Raw genomic sequence first — 14,200 nt, forward strand, 5'->3', positions numbered from 1 at the left:
CTCCCTGTTTTTCGGGCAGACGGTTTTCGTATAGGCTTGGCGTCCGCGCAATCAGCCCTTTGCCGGCTCACTGATGGCAAAGGAGATGTCGGCAGTCACGGCCTTTTTGCCATCCACGCTGGCTTTGGCGGTGCCAAAGCCGACCGGCCCGCGGAATTTCGTAACAGTTACTTCAAGTATCAGTGTTTCGCCGGGCAAAACCGGCCGACGCCAGCGCACCTTATCCGCACCGGCAAACATTGCGACTTTCCCTTTATTCTCGGGCATGGACAGTACACACACCGCGCCAGCCTGTGCCAGCATCTCCAGCGTAAGCACGCCCGGCTGCACCGGCATCCCCGGAAAATGCCCTTTGAACCAGAATTCATCCTCTTTCAAATGCTTTCTGGCCACCACATGATGCCCCGGCTCCAGCTCCACGATCTCATCAATGAGCAAAAACGGATCACGATGCGGAATCACTTCTTTTATGGCTTCCTTGTCCATCACAACCGCCATCTTGCTTTTCCTCTTTTCCCTATTAGAACGCTGTTTACACGATACGCAGTACCGGCTGCCCATATTCCAGGCTTTGCCCGTCCTGTACGTAAATCTCCTCGATGGTACCGTCGTATTCGCTGGTAATCTCGTTCATCAGCTTCATGGACTCCACGATGAACAACACATCGCCTTTTTTCACCGTCTGGCCCACTTTGGAAAACACTGGTTTTTCCGGTGAGGCAGAGGCATAAAAGGTTCCCACAATGGGCGAGGTAACCACATTGCCGCACACCTCGGCTTTGGCAGGCTGTGCTTCCTGCACCTGCCTCCCCGAATCCTCACACGCAGGACAAGCGGCCGCCTGCACAGCCGGAAGCACCGCCGTCGGCGCAGAAACCACCTGCACCGCCTGCGCTTTTTCCACGCAGAGCTTGAAGCCCTCCGTTTCCAATTTAAATACCGACAGCCCCGATTGATCCACGTGGTCGATGATTTCCTTGATGGTATCTATATTTAAATCCATAATGCGCTGTTCCTCTTTTCCCTCAAAGCTGCCGTTATCCCCGGAATTTTTTTAGGCAGAGCGTCGCGTTGTGTCCGCCGAACCCCATGGTATTGGAGATTGCGTAGTCATAATCCAGTGCGCGCGCGCCTTCGGTGACGTAATCAAGATCGCAGGCTGGGTCTTTCACTTTGTAATTGGCAGTAGGCGGCACCACTCCGTCCCGCAGGGAAAGCGCACTGATAATGGCTTCCACCGCGCCGGCTGCGCCGAGCATATGCCCGGTCATCGATTTGGTAGAGCTGACGCAGAGTTTGTCGGCATGGTCGCCGAAAAGCGTGCGGATGGCCTTGGTCTCGGTGCTGTCATTGGGCGGGGTGGATGTGCCATGCGCGTTGACATAACTGATTTTGTCGGGTGTCACGCCTGCATCCTGAATGGCAAACTCCATGGATTTTACCAAGCCGTTGCCGTCCGGAGCGGGGCTGGTGATGTGATATGCGTCATTGGTCGTGCCATAGCCCACCACTTCGGCATAAATCTTCGCACCGCGCGCTTTCGCGTGCTCCCACTCCTCAAGAATGAGGATGCCCGCGCCCTCGCCCATGATGAATCCGCTGCGCTCGGCATCAAACGGGATGGACGCGCGATCCGGATCTTCGCCGTTGCACAGCGCCGTCATATTGGCGAATGCGCCGAGGGCAAACGGCGTGATGGTGGCTTCCGCACCGCCTGTGACAATCGCATCCGCATAGCCATGCCGGATGGCATGAAACGCCTCACCCGCCGCATGGTTGCTGGATGAGCACGCTGTGACGGTCGCGTAATTCACGCCTTTGTAACCGGTCTTCATGGCGATATGTCCCGCTGCGGCGTTAGCAATCATCAACGGGATCATCAGGGCGGACACGCGATTCGGACCTTTCTGCACGAATTTTTCGTGGTTGGCTTCCAACGTTTGCAGACCGCCGATGCCGCTGCCGATGATAACGCCTACACGATAGGGGTCCAGATCGGCAAAATCCGTGCCGCAGTCCGCCAGCGCGTCCACCGCAGCAGCCGCAGCAAAGCGCGCATAAGGGTCAAGGCGGCGCGCCTCGTGCTTATCCATATATTTTTCAACGTCAAAGTCCTTCACCTGCGCGGCAAGCGAGATTTTTTGACCGGTCATATCCAAATTTTCCACTTTGCCGATGCCATGGTGCCCAGCCTTGATATTCGACCAGAATGTATCCACCGTGCACCCCACGGGGGTAATCACGCCCACACCGGTAATCGCTACTCTACGCATATCGCATCCTCCGTAACGCATTGCCCTGCCGCGCGCGGCCGCGCGGACATCCGCTTCTCTCTTTAAAAAATCTTATATAAAAAACAAACTGGATTGTTTATATTACATGGTCATGCAGCCGTCCACCACCAGAACCTGCCCGGTGATATAAGCGGCCTCCTCGGAAACAAGAAATGCCACCGCATTCGCCACATCCTCGCAGGTACCGGGACGACGCAGCGCAATGGAGCCAAGAGCCGCATCCCGCGCCTTTTCCGGCATGGCCGCAGTCATGGGTGTCTCAATAAAACCGGGGGCGACCGCATTGACCGTAATCCCCCGCGCACCCAGTTCTTTCGCGGCGGTCTTGGTCATGCCCACGATACCGGCCTTTGCGGCGGAATAATTTGTCTGTCCGCGATTGCCATACAGCCCCGCCACCGACGTGATGTTCACGATAGCGCCGTGCTTTGCTTTCATCATGCGTTTGCCCGCATGGCGCATCATGTTGAAAACGCTTTTGAGGTCGGCAGAAATAACGGAGTCGTACTGTTCTTCGCTCATCTGTACCAGCAATGCATCTTTTGTAATGCCCGCGTTATTGACCAGCACCTCGATGCTGCCGAAATGCGTGATGACTTCCCCAACCATTCGTTCACATTGTGAAAAATCGGCAACATCGGCGACAAAGCACGCAGCTTCCACGCCCAACTCTCTGCATTGTGCGGCAATAGCTTCCCCACCGTTTTCCACTGATGCGTGCGAATGGCATCCCACCGCGATATTATATCCTTTTTGCGCCAATTTGAGTGCAATGGCCGCGCCAATCGAGCGTGACGCTCCGGTCACCAATGCGCACTTCCCCATGCCGTTTCCTCCTTTTGCAGTGTTTGTGGAACAAGCACTGCACTGTTCGGTCGCTGCTTTCCAATCAATCGCTTACCATTCAAACACAACCGCGCCGCAGGTCAGGCCGCCGCCGAAACCGGCCAGCGCAATCTTGTCCCCACGCTTCAGCCGCCCGTCTGCCACCAATTCAGCAAGGCAAATGGGCACCGATGCGCAGGACGTGTTGGCATAACGGTCAATATTGACATACATTTTTTCCATTGGTACATGCAAGCGTTCAGCCGCAGTTTCAATAATGCGCAGGTTGGCCTGATGCGGCACGATAAGATCCAGATCCTCTACCTGAATACCCGCGCGTTCACACGCGCCGGTTACCATATTGGGAATGGCGTGCGCCGTGAACCGGTAGACCGCGCGGCCGTTCATTTTCAGATACGGGTCATTGGCTTCCATATATTTGGCGTATTTGGGGTCGTCTTTTTCAGTCGCAAACGGTGTATCCAACGGCAAGGCGCGTGCCAGCAAGGCAGCACCGGTCCGCCCGTCGCTCCCCATGCAGGAAGCGTACAAGCCGTCGCCTTTCTGCACCACTGCCGCCGCCGCACCGTCGCCAAACAGCACACAAGTAGAACGGTCGGTAAAGTCGAGCGACTTGGACATGTTCTCACTGCACACAATCAGCACGGTCTTGGCCGAGCCGACGGCCAAATAGCTGCGCGCCACATCCAGCGCATAGATGAACCCACTGCACGCGGCCTCCATGTTCCAGCAAAACGCGTTGTCCGCACCCAATTCATCCTGCACCGTACAGGCGATGGTTGGATAAAAATAATCCGGCGTGATGGAGCAGCTGATGATGACGTCGATTTCTTTTGGGTCAACGCCTGCGTTCCCGACGGCCTGCTTTGCCGCCTGCACACCCATATACCAGTTTGGCTCCCCTTGGGAAAAATGGCGCTCCCGAATACCCGTACGCTGTACGATCCATTCGTCCGACGTATCCACAAAGCGCTTCATATCTTCATTCGTGACAATCTGCGCAGGGATGTACATTCCGGTTCCCGTAATATTTACGCTCGACATGATGTTCCCCCCTTGCGCACTGTTATCGGTTATGTTATAGTGAGTATTGATGCAATCATTTTGAATATTACAACAGCGCAACATGCATTTATCCACAGTCGGACAATGCTCATCATTCCAATCTTATATGGGTTTGGGCGATTTGTCAAGACGCGCCGCCGGGCAAACAGTCCTATACTTATTTGCGGAGGCAATACAAATTGGGAAAAACAGCCTTTTTATTTTCCGGCCAGGGCGCACAGTACCCTGGTATGGGTGTGGACCTGTGTACACACTTTTCATCTGCCGCGCGTGTTTACGCGCAGGCATCTGAAGCATTGGGCTTTGACGTACTGGCCCTCTCGCGGGACGGCGATGCAGAAACACTGTCCAAGACCGCCGTTTCACAACCGCTCATCTACACACTCTCCCTCGCCGTCTTTGCCGTCTTAAAAGAGAACAGTGTGACGCCGGACGCAGGAGCGGGTTTCTCGCTCGGAGAGGTGTCGGCGCTGGCTGCTGCGGGCGCAATGGACACCGCCACCGGATTCGCGGTGATCGACGCACGTGCAAAAGCTATGCAGAACGCCGCTGAGGAAACCGGTGGCACGATGTTCGCCGTGCTCGGCGCGGAAGAGAGCGTCGTCGAAGCCGCCTGCACCGCCGCGCCCGGTTATGTTGCCCCGGTCAATTACAACTGCCCCGGCCAGATTGTCATCGCGGGGGAAGAAGCGGCGGCGACAACGGCGGCGGCGGCCCTACAGGCAGGCGGTGCAAAGACTGTGCGGCTCGCGGTGAATGCGGCATTCCATTCCGAACTGATGGCATCCGCGTCCGCCTCTTTCCACAAGACGATTCAGGGATTTTCGTTCGCCGTGCCCGCGTTTCCACTTTATTCCAACGTGACAGGCAGCGCTCTGGATACAGACAACATCCCGGATTATCTGCGGCGGCAGATGGTCAGCCCTGTGCGGTTCTCAAATGAGATGACCGCCCTGGAAGCGGCAGGATTTGACACCTTTTTAGAACTGGGACCAGGCAAAACCCTTTGCAGCTTTATCCGCAAGGGTATCAAGGGCGCCCGCACGTTTCCGTTGGATGACAGCGCAAAAATCGAAAAATGCCTGCGCGCACTCAAATCTTGACCATGCACTGAACATAATACTTCTCACGGTTACCTTCATATTTACATACGACATATTTTTAACCGTCATTGCGTCATGGCGGTTTTTTCATAATCATCCGCCTTACCGTACATTTTGCTGAAGGACGCAGCTGCTGTTTTACGTAACATTTGTGCCTAAAACACCCCGCGACCAGCAATTTCAACCATCTCCTATAAATTGATATCGGAGGAATTTACATGGGTCAATTTACATGCGGCCTCATCGGCCATCCACTTGGCCACAGCATCTCCCCGGAGGTTCATCGGCGTCTGTTCGCGCTTTCCGGTACACAGGGAAGCTATGAGCTGATGGATTTCCCCCCGGAAGAACTGGAAAACCACCTGCCCGCCCTGCGCGCACTGGACGGCTTCAACGTTACTATTCCTTATAAGCAATCACTTTTGCCGCTGCTCGATATGGTGGATGGACGCGCGGCACGGTATGGTGCAGTGAACACTATTAAACGCACCGAGAACGGCCTGACAGGCTTCAACACCGATGTGACTGGATTTCTGCGCGCCCTCACACAGGCGGATATTCCGCTCACGGGCAACGTCCTGCTTTGCGGAACGGGCGGGGTCGCACACATGATGGCTTGCGAAGCGTTGGAGCGTGGTTGTGTCCTTACCGTGGGCGCGCGCACCTATGGCAAAGCATCCGCTTTTGCGGATGAGCTTACCGCACGTTATCCGGGCAGCCGCGTCGAGCCGTCTGCGCTGGCCTACCTCAGCGGCAGTTTCGACCTGATTCTCAACGGCACACCGGTCGGCATGTACCCGAACATAAAAGACATCCCTGTTCCACTGAATGTTGCACGTTCGGCACGTGCCGTGTTTGATACGATCTACAACCCGACAGAAACCGCCCTGCTCTCACGGGTACGTGCAGCGGGTGCAAAAGTGCAAAACGGACTGGCCATGTTGGTGTGGCAGGCCGCCGCCGCACAGGAGATCTGGACAGGGAAGACATTTTCACCCGAAGACATTGACACGCTGTGCCACGACATGGCCGCTTACATAAAGGAGCATTTTGCATAAACGATGAAAAACGTGGTGCTCTGCGGCTTCATGGGCAGCGGCAAATCGAGCGTGGGCGCGGCAATGGCAGCCCTGACCGGTGCGCGGTTTGTAGACATGGATCGCTATATCGAAAAACAGGAAGGCAAACGGGTCTCTGCCATTTTCCGCGAAAAAGGGGAAGCCTATTTTCGGGAATTGGAAAAACGAGCGGCAGCCTCACTTTCCAGGCAAAGCGGGCAGATCATCGCGACCGGCGGCGGTGCTGTCATGCGCGCTGAAAATGTGCGGGCGTTTCGCAAGGGCGGCGTGATTGTTTTGCTTGATGTGCCGTTGTATGTGGTGCAGAAGCGCCTGCACGGTGACCGCTCCCGCCCGCTGCTCAATGCGCCTGACCGCGGACGCGCCCTGCGCGAACTCTACAAAAAGCGCCTGCCGTTCTACCGTGCCGCCGCCGATCTGGTGGTAGAAAACCGTGGAGACCTCCCGGTATCTCAAATGGCTGAGCGCGTCTGGCAGGCCGTACAGAATCTGCCGGACTTTTGCGCAGGTCTGGAACCGGAGCCGCCAACCGACCTCTTTTAAGCCAGCCGAACCGTAAAGGTACCACTATTTTACCGTGTGCAAAAAACTTTAGGGCTTTTAGATGTTAAAATCCCAAATTTTCTATTGACAATTGCGCGCGTTTGCTTTAAGATAAAGTCAGTTCAAAAAGAGGGAGGTACATCTCATGGTTTCCAGTAAGGTCTTTGCATTTTACGGCACATTTTTTCCGGGCTTTTACTTTAGCACCGGTTCTTTGTGCTGCACATATGCAAAACCATGAGGATGTATCGCCACGATTGATACGCTGAACACCTGCGGGGGCTCATGGAAATGAGCCTCCTTTTATTTTGCGCGCAGGGGCAAGTGCCAAGCCATCGGAGGGTTTTGAATATGATCGTGGTATTGAAAAACGGTGTAACCAAAGACAAGCAAGGTGAACTGAAACAATTTTTAGAAGGATTTGGTGTTAAAGTGAGCGTTACAGAGGGGACACAGACCACCATTTTCGGTCTGCTGGGGGATACTTCCTCGATTGATATTACTGCCGTGCAAGCACAGGAAGCCGTCGACTCTGTCAAGCGCGTGCAAGAGCCATACAAAAAGGCCAACCGCAAGTTTCATCCCGACAATACCGAAATCAAAGTGGGCGACCACATCATCGGCGGTAAAAAACTGACCGTCATCGCGGGTCCCTGCTCGGTAGAGTGCGAGGAACAGATCATCGAAGTAGCCAAACGCGTCAAGGCGGCGGGCGCCACCTTCCTGCGCGGCGGCGCGTTCAAACCCCGCACCTCGCCGTACTCGTTCCAGGGTCTGCACGCCGAAGGGTTGGAACTTCTCCGCATCGCACGCAAAGAAACCGGACTGCCCATCGTGACCGAGATCATGAATACCGAAGACCTCGACCTGTTCTCCGATGTGGACGTTATCCAGGTTGGCGCGCGCAGTATGCAGAACTTTGAACTGCTCAAGGAACTGGGTAAAACGGACAAACCCATCCTGCTCAAACGCGGTCTTGCAAACACCTATGAGGAAATGCTGATGAGCGCGGAATACATTATGAGCCGCGGCAATGAAAAAGTTATCCTCTGCGAGCGCGGCATCCGCACCTACGAGACGTTCACCCGCAACACGCTGGACATCTCCGCCATCCCGGTGCTCAAACGTCTCTCCCACCTGCCGATCATCATTGACCCCAGCCACGCGGCAGGCCTACCCTGGATGGTGGAGCCGCTGAGCAAAGCCTCCGTTGCCGCCGGTGCTGACGGTCTGATGATCGAAGTGCACAACAACCCTGCAAAAGCCCTCTCCGACGGTGCACAGTCCCTCACGCCCGACCAGTTCGACGGCATCATGAATCGCCTTGCGCCGCTCGCGCAGGTTGTCGACCGCACTCTGTAAACGGCTCCTTCATATGAAAGAAGCATCTGATGTTCCGTTTTCCCGCGCGGGTGTGGCCGGTTTAGGGCTAATCGGCGGTTCGCTTGCTCTGGCGCTCCGGCAAACCGGCGTACAGGTGGCTGGGTTTGACCTTGACGAAAACACCGTTGTGGCGGCTAACGCGGCGGGCATCAAAGCGTCCGCCTTACCGGACAAATTGTTCGACGCGGATATTGTTTTCATCGCGCTTTACCCCGACGCGGCCATCGGCTTTGTGCGCGAAAATGCGGCTTGCTTTAAAAAGGGCTGCGTGATGGTGGATTGTTGCGGCATCAAGGGCCGCATCGTAGAGGAATTGACCCCGATTGCGGAAGCAAGCGGCTTTACGTTTATCGGCGGGCATCCCATGGCAGGCAGCGAGTTCGGCGGATTTCGCGCCGCGCGTGCCGACCTGTTTGCCGGCGCCAGTTTCCTGCTCACCCCGCCCGCATCAGATCTACCGCAGATTGCCCCGCTGGAGCAATTACTGCGCCGTTTGGGCTTTGCACAGGTGGTGGTGACCAACCCGGCGCATCATGACCGAATGATTGCCTTCACCTCCCAACTGCCGCACGCGCTGGCCTGTGCCTATGTCCTCAGCTCGTCCTGTCCAGACCACAAAGGCTATTCGGCGGGCAGCTATCGGGATGTATCGCGCGTGGCGCACATCAATCCCACGCTTTGGGCGGAATTGTTTTTGGAGAACAAGGATGCGTTTTGTGCCGAGATGGACGAGATGATTAACCATCTGCAGGCCCTACGGGATGCGGTAGTGGCCGATGACCGGAACGCTCTGGAAACACTGCTCAGACAAGCACGGAAACGTAAAGACCGGGACGGAACAGGCGACTCCTGACCAATCCGCGCTTGCCACATACAGAAAGGACATGCGGAACCAAATGACAGAAATCATACCGGTACAAACCGGGCGCCCGTATGATATCCATCTCGGGCGCGGCATTCTAAACGATATTGGGTCTCTGGCGGCAAGCGTTGCGCGCACGAAAAAGGCCGTCATCGTCACCGACACCAACGTCGGCCCGCTTTATGGCGCACAGGTACGCGCCAGCCTTGAAGCGGCGGGGTTTGAGGCACCACTTTACGCTTTCGAGGCAGGGGAAGCATCCAAAAACATGCAGACGCTTCTGGCACTTTATTCCTTTTTCGCACAAAGCGACCTCACGCGCGCCGACCTTGTGATTGCGCTGGGCGGCGGCGTGGTAGGTGATGCGGCAGGGTTCGCCGCCGCTACCTACATGCGCGGTGTGGATTTCATACAAGTACCCACTACCTTGCTGGCGCAGGTGGATTCATCGGTGGGCGGCAAAACGGCAGTCGATCTGCCGGAAGGAAAAAATCTGGCGGGCGCGTTTTGGCAGCCGCGCATGGTGATCTGCGACCCCGATGTGCTGCACACATTGGACGCTGAAAATATTGCCTGCGGCATGGGTGAAATTGTCAAGCACGCCTGTATCCGCAGCCAGCCGTTGTATGACCAGTTGGTCGCCTGTGACGATCTTCCTGCCGCGCTGCCCGCAATCATTGCGGAAAATGTCAAAATCAAACGTGATGTCGTGGAACACGACGAGCGCGAAAAAGGGGAGCGGATGCTGCTCAATTTCGGGCACACACTGGGCCACGCGGTAGAAAAATGCCTGCATTACAACGGCATAAGCCATGGCGCGGCGGTAGCTGTCGGGATGCACCTCATCACACGGTATGCGGAAAAAAACGGGCTGACCCCCGTCGGCACGGTGACACAGATTGATACACTGCTTACAAAATATCATCTGCCCATCGACTGCCCGCTTCCATTAACCAACGTGGTACACGCTGCGCAGAATGATAAAAAGCGCGCGGGCGGCAATATCAATCTTGTACTGCTGCGTGGCATTGGGGACGCATTTGTTCACACCCTGCCAATCGCAGATTTGCCCGCCTTTTTTGGAGTGTGATTTTAACGGCGGCTCTCAAAACTGCCGCACCACTTTTCTGTCAAAAACCGAACGGAATATTCCGGTCGGTTTTTGACCACATACACACGGCAGGATAAAAACATGGTATACTATTATAAAAGCGGCTGCCTCCGCTCCCGTTTAATCGGCAGCATCTGACAAAAACGCGGCAAATCCGATTACAATCGGTAAAATAGATAGTAAAGATACGAGGGGTTTTATCATGGGACACGTACGCATACGCGCAGGAGCATTGATTGGCACGGTCACACCGCCGCCCTCCAAAAGTGCCGCGCACCGGGGCATTATCTGCGCCGCGTTGGCTAAAGGGCCTTGCCGTGTCACGCCATTTACCGAGTCCGATGACATGCGGGCTACCATTGGGGCCATGCGCGCACTGGGGGCTTCCATTCAAACCGAACCAAACGGACTTTTGGTGGATGGTAAAAATACATATAGTACATTATCTGGTACAATCGACTGTTTGGAATCCGGTTCTACATTGCGCTTTCTCATCCCGATTGCCGCAGTCTGCGGCGGCGACTTTACCTTTGTAGGGCGCGGACGGCTGCCGCAACGCCCCATTGGCCCCTACCTTGACTGTTTGCCCAAAGCCGGAGTTGACTGCCGCACAGAAGGCGGTCTGCCTCTTATCATCAGCGGCGCACTCCGGCCCGGTACCTTTACGTTACCCGGAAATGTTAGTTCGCAGTTCATCACCGGTCTGCTGCTTGCTCTGCCACTGTTGTCCGGGAACAGCCAGATTCGTCTGACCACCCCACTGGAATCGGTCGGCTACATTGACCTCACACTGGATGTACTGCGGGATTTTGGCGTCACCATCCATCCTGTTGCGAACGGCTATGATATTCCCGGCGCGCAACAGTACCAGCCGCGTGATTTCACCGTGGAAGGCGATTGGTCACAGGCCGCGTTTTGGCTGGCGGCAGGCGCACTGGGCGGGCCGGTCACCGTCGATGGGATGCGTGTCAATTCCAAGCAGGGGGACAAAGCAATAATTGATCTGCTGGAACAGTTCGGTGCTAAAATCACCCGCACAGCGGACGCCGTTTCCGCCGCCGCCGCGCCTTTGCACGGCATTGCGATTGATGCGGCACAGATTCCCGATCTCGTTCCCATCCTGGCGGCGACGGCCTGTTTTGCTTCCGGCACCACCACCATCAAAAACGCGGCGCGCCTGCGCATCAAAGAGAGCGACCGCCTGCACACCATCGCGGTGGGGCTGGGCAAACTGGGAGCGCAGATTGAAGAGCTGCCGGACGGGTTGGTCATCCATGGCGGGCTGTCCGCACCTGCGGTAACCGGCGGCACCATCCCCACGCTGGACGGGGCAGGAGATCACCGCATCGTCATGGCACTTTCGGTCGCGGCGGCATACAGTTCCCGTGAAGCCGAAATTGCGGGTGCCGAGGCCATCCGCAAATCGTATCCCGCATTTTTCACCGATTTCAACACGCTGGGAGGAAATGTCGATGTCTTCAATCTGGGGTAACCATCTCAAGCTGTCCGTATTCGGGGAATCGCACGGCAAAGGCATCGGCGTGGTGTTGGACGGTCTGCCCGCCGGGCAGCTCATCGACCATGATGAACTGCTGGCACAAATGGCACGACGCGCGCCCGGTCGGGATTCCACCACAACGGCACGAAAAGAAAGCGATTTTCCCGAAATTCTCTCCGGTCTCTACCAAAACACCACCACCGGCACACCGCTCTGCGCAGTCATCCGCAACAACGACACCCATTCGGGAGATTATGCCGATCTCAACAGCCACCCGCGCCCCGGGCATGCGGATTATACCGCAAGTGTGCGCTATGGCGGGTACAATGATTATCGCGGCGGCGGGCATTTCTCCGGCCGTCTGACAGCTCCCATCACATTCGCAGGCGCGATTTGCCGCCAAATCCTCGCGCGGCGCGGTGTATCCATCGGCGCACATCTGTTTGCAGTCGGCGCGGTACGGGATGCACCGTTCGACCCCATGGGCGTACCGGATGCAGTACTGGACGCGTTGGCAGCGTCTCCACTCCCCACCCTCTCCCCAGAAACGGGTCGGGCCATGCGGCAGGAAATTGAAACTGCGCGGCTTGAAAGTGACTCGGTCGGCGGCATCGTGGAATGCATAGCCACCGGTCTGCCCACCGGCATTGGCGATCCCATGTTCGGCGGCGTAGAAAATCGCATGGCCTCCATTTTATTCGGCATTCCAGCCGTCAAAGGGGTGGAATTCGGCGACGGATTCGGCGCGGCGGCGCTCCGCGGCAGCGTAAACAATGATGCATTCATTTACGAAAAGGACACCGTGCGCACCTCCACCAATCATCACGGCGGCATTCTCGGCGGCATCACCAGCGGGATGCCCCTGCTGTGCCGCGTCGCGTTCAAACCCACGCCGTCGATTTTTAGAGAACAGCAAACAGTCGACCTGCAGACACACACCGAAGCACCCCTCACAATCCATGGACGGCACGACCCCTGCGTGGCTGTGCGAGCCGTTCCGGTGGTAGAAGCGGCGTCAGCGACTGCCCTTTTAGATCTCTTCCTGGAGGCGTATGGTTATGAATTTAGATGAAGCACGCAAAAGAATAGACAACATCGATGCCCAGCTGGTCAAACTTTTTGAGGACCGGATGAACGCCGTTCTGGAAGTCGCGCGGTACAAAAAGGAAAACGGTCTGGTGGTGTTCGACGCCGCGCGTGAGGAGGCTGTCCTCGCACGGGTTCAGTCATCCGTATCTCCCGCGCTGGCCGATTATGCCGTCTCTTTCTGGCAATCATTGATGGAACTTTCAAAATCGCTGGAGCGCAGAACGATGGCGACAGGGGCGCCCGGCATTCAAAAAATCAGAGAGCTGGCGGCTTGTGCAAAAAAGCCCATCGCCCATCCCCGTGTGGCAGTGCAGGGCGTTGCCGGCGCCTATGCCCACCAGGCAGCTACACAGCTTTATCCAGACGGGGATATCTCTTTTGTAGAGCGCTGGGCCGATGTCTTTTACGCTTTGCGGGACGGAAACTGTGATTATGGCGTACTCCCAGTGGAAAACTCCAATGCCGGTTCGGTCTCCGAAGTATACGATCTGATGCAGAAATTTAGGTTCTATATTGTCAAGGCGTACCCGCTGCCCGTCAAGCACTGCCTGCTGGGTGTGCGTGGAGCCAGCCTGCACGACATCCGCAAGGTCTGCACCATCCCCATCGCCTTTATGCAGTGCTCCGACTTCTTTAAAAAGCACCACCGCATCACACAGCTCCCTGTTACAAACACCGCCGTGGCAGCGCAATATATTGCACGCCTTGGCGACAAAACCTGCGCCGCACTTTGCTCACGTGAATGCGCCCAATTGTATGGGCTGGATATCCTCGCCGAAAATATCCAGCAGACAAGCACCAACTGCACCCGCTTTATTTCAATTTCCTGCCATCTGGAGATTCCCGACAACGCCAACAAAATCAGTCTGCTGTTTACACTGCCGCATGTCACCGGTTCTTTGCATCGTACGCTCGCACATTTCGCTCACCATGGCCTAAATTTAACCAAGATTGAATCCCGCCCGAACCCGGATAAAAACTTTGAATATGTGTTCTATCTGGATCTGACCGGCAAGCTGACGATGCCCAGCACCGCCGAACTGTTAGGCACCCTACAGGATGAATTGCTGGTATTCCATTTTCTTGGAAATTACTATGAGCCAAAACCGGAAGCATAATACTCCCGGTTTTGGCTCATGCCATATTGGTTGCAAACGGAAAGCGCGTTCTTTGTGCTGTCTTCATATTTAGTATCCCGTGCGACGGCAGGATGTCATGCATTCACGGCAACCGGTCGTTTAAACGGGGCTATCGGTTGTCTCAGGCAGATAATTGGCACTGCTTATCGCGCCAAATGCTTGAAAACGAGCATTTATGCTTGACAATC

The 14,200-nt window shown here is 55.9% G+C and carries 14 protein-coding genes; 9 read left to right on the top strand and 5 right to left on the bottom strand.

The genetic code is table 11. From position 1 onward, the window contains the following. Positions 1–51: 51 nt before the first annotated feature. From fabZ to ABF463_RS01215, 5 genes are all read right to left on the bottom strand, one after another. The gene (gene fabZ / locus ABF463_RS01195; protein WP_415531707.1) at positions 52–498 is read right to left on the bottom strand and encodes a 3-hydroxyacyl-ACP dehydratase FabZ; all 447 of its coding nucleotides are present in this window, start codon (positions 496–498) and stop codon (positions 52–54) included. Positions 499–532: 34 nt separating this feature from the next. Next, positions 533–1,003, bottom strand: coding sequence for an acetyl-CoA carboxylase biotin carboxyl carrier protein (accB, locus tag ABF463_RS01200; RefSeq protein WP_415531708.1), 471 nt, complete (start codon positions 1,001–1,003; stop codon positions 533–535). A 34-nt stretch (positions 1,004–1,037) separates the two neighbouring features. Continuing rightward, entirely contained in the window at positions 1,038–2,273 is a 1,236-nt protein-coding gene (gene fabF / locus ABF463_RS01205) for a beta-ketoacyl-ACP synthase II (RefSeq protein WP_415531709.1), read from the bottom strand. A gap of 102 nt (positions 2,274–2,375) precedes the next feature. Then, entirely contained in the window at positions 2,376–3,119 is a 744-nt protein-coding gene (fabG, locus tag ABF463_RS01210; protein WP_415531710.1) for a 3-oxoacyl-[acyl-carrier-protein] reductase, read from the bottom strand. 72 nt (positions 3,120–3,191) lie between these two features. Continuing rightward, positions 3,192–4,184 carry a 3-oxoacyl-ACP synthase III family protein gene (locus ABF463_RS01215; protein ID WP_415531711.1) on the bottom strand — a complete coding sequence of 331 codons (993 nt, stop codon included), beginning with the start codon at positions 4,182–4,184 and terminating at the stop codon, positions 3,192–3,194. A 200-nt stretch (positions 4,185–4,384) separates the two neighbouring features. Between ABF463_RS01215 and ABF463_RS01220 the strand changes: the two genes are divergently transcribed. The 9 genes from ABF463_RS01220 (at position 4,385) to ABF463_RS01260 (ending at position 13,991) form a co-directional block, all read left to right on the top strand. Continuing rightward, entirely contained in the window at positions 4,385–5,308 is a 924-nt protein-coding gene (locus ABF463_RS01220; RefSeq protein WP_415531712.1) for an ACP S-malonyltransferase, read from the top strand. A gap of 218 nt (positions 5,309–5,526) precedes the next feature. Next, on the top strand, positions 5,527–6,366 hold the full coding sequence (gene aroE, locus ABF463_RS01225; RefSeq protein WP_415531713.1) for a shikimate dehydrogenase: 840 nt from the start codon (positions 5,527–5,529) through the stop codon (positions 6,364–6,366). A 3-nt stretch (positions 6,367–6,369) separates the two neighbouring features. After that, on the top strand, positions 6,370–6,930 hold the full coding sequence (locus tag ABF463_RS01230; protein WP_415531714.1) for a shikimate kinase: 561 nt from the start codon (positions 6,370–6,372) through the stop codon (positions 6,928–6,930). Between the two features lie 351 nt (positions 6,931–7,281). Next, complete coding sequence (aroF, locus tag ABF463_RS01235; protein ID WP_415531715.1) at positions 7,282–8,292, top strand: 3-deoxy-7-phosphoheptulonate synthase; 1,011 nt, start codon at positions 7,282–7,284, stop codon at positions 8,290–8,292. 13 nt (positions 8,293–8,305) lie between these two features. Further along, on the top strand, positions 8,306–9,166 hold the full coding sequence (locus ABF463_RS01240) for a prephenate dehydrogenase (protein WP_415531716.1): 861 nt from the start codon (positions 8,306–8,308) through the stop codon (positions 9,164–9,166). Between the two features lie 43 nt (positions 9,167–9,209). Further along, complete coding sequence (gene aroB / locus ABF463_RS01245) at positions 9,210–10,265, top strand: 3-dehydroquinate synthase (RefSeq protein ID WP_415531717.1); 1,056 nt, start codon at positions 9,210–9,212, stop codon at positions 10,263–10,265. Between the two features lie 223 nt (positions 10,266–10,488). After that, entirely contained in the window at positions 10,489–11,778 is a 1,290-nt protein-coding gene (gene aroA / locus ABF463_RS01250; RefSeq protein ID WP_415531718.1) for a 3-phosphoshikimate 1-carboxyvinyltransferase, read from the top strand. Continuing rightward, a complete protein-coding gene (gene aroC / locus ABF463_RS01255; RefSeq protein WP_415531719.1) occupies positions 11,759–12,856 on the top strand; it encodes a chorismate synthase in 1,098 nt (365 codons plus the stop codon). Before aroA ends, aroC begins: the two co-directional genes overlap by 20 nt. After that, the gene (locus tag ABF463_RS01260) at positions 12,843–13,991 is read left to right on the top strand and encodes a chorismate mutase (protein WP_415531720.1); all 1,149 of its coding nucleotides are present in this window, start codon (positions 12,843–12,845) and stop codon (positions 13,989–13,991) included. Before aroC ends, ABF463_RS01260 begins: the two co-directional genes overlap by 14 nt. Positions 13,992–14,200 lie beyond the last annotated feature (209 nt).

Origin of the sequence: Ethanoligenens sp. (assembly GCF_047718355.1) — a bacterium.
Taxonomy (GTDB): domain Bacteria; phylum Bacillota; class Clostridia; order Oscillospirales; family Ethanoligenentaceae; genus Ethanoligenens.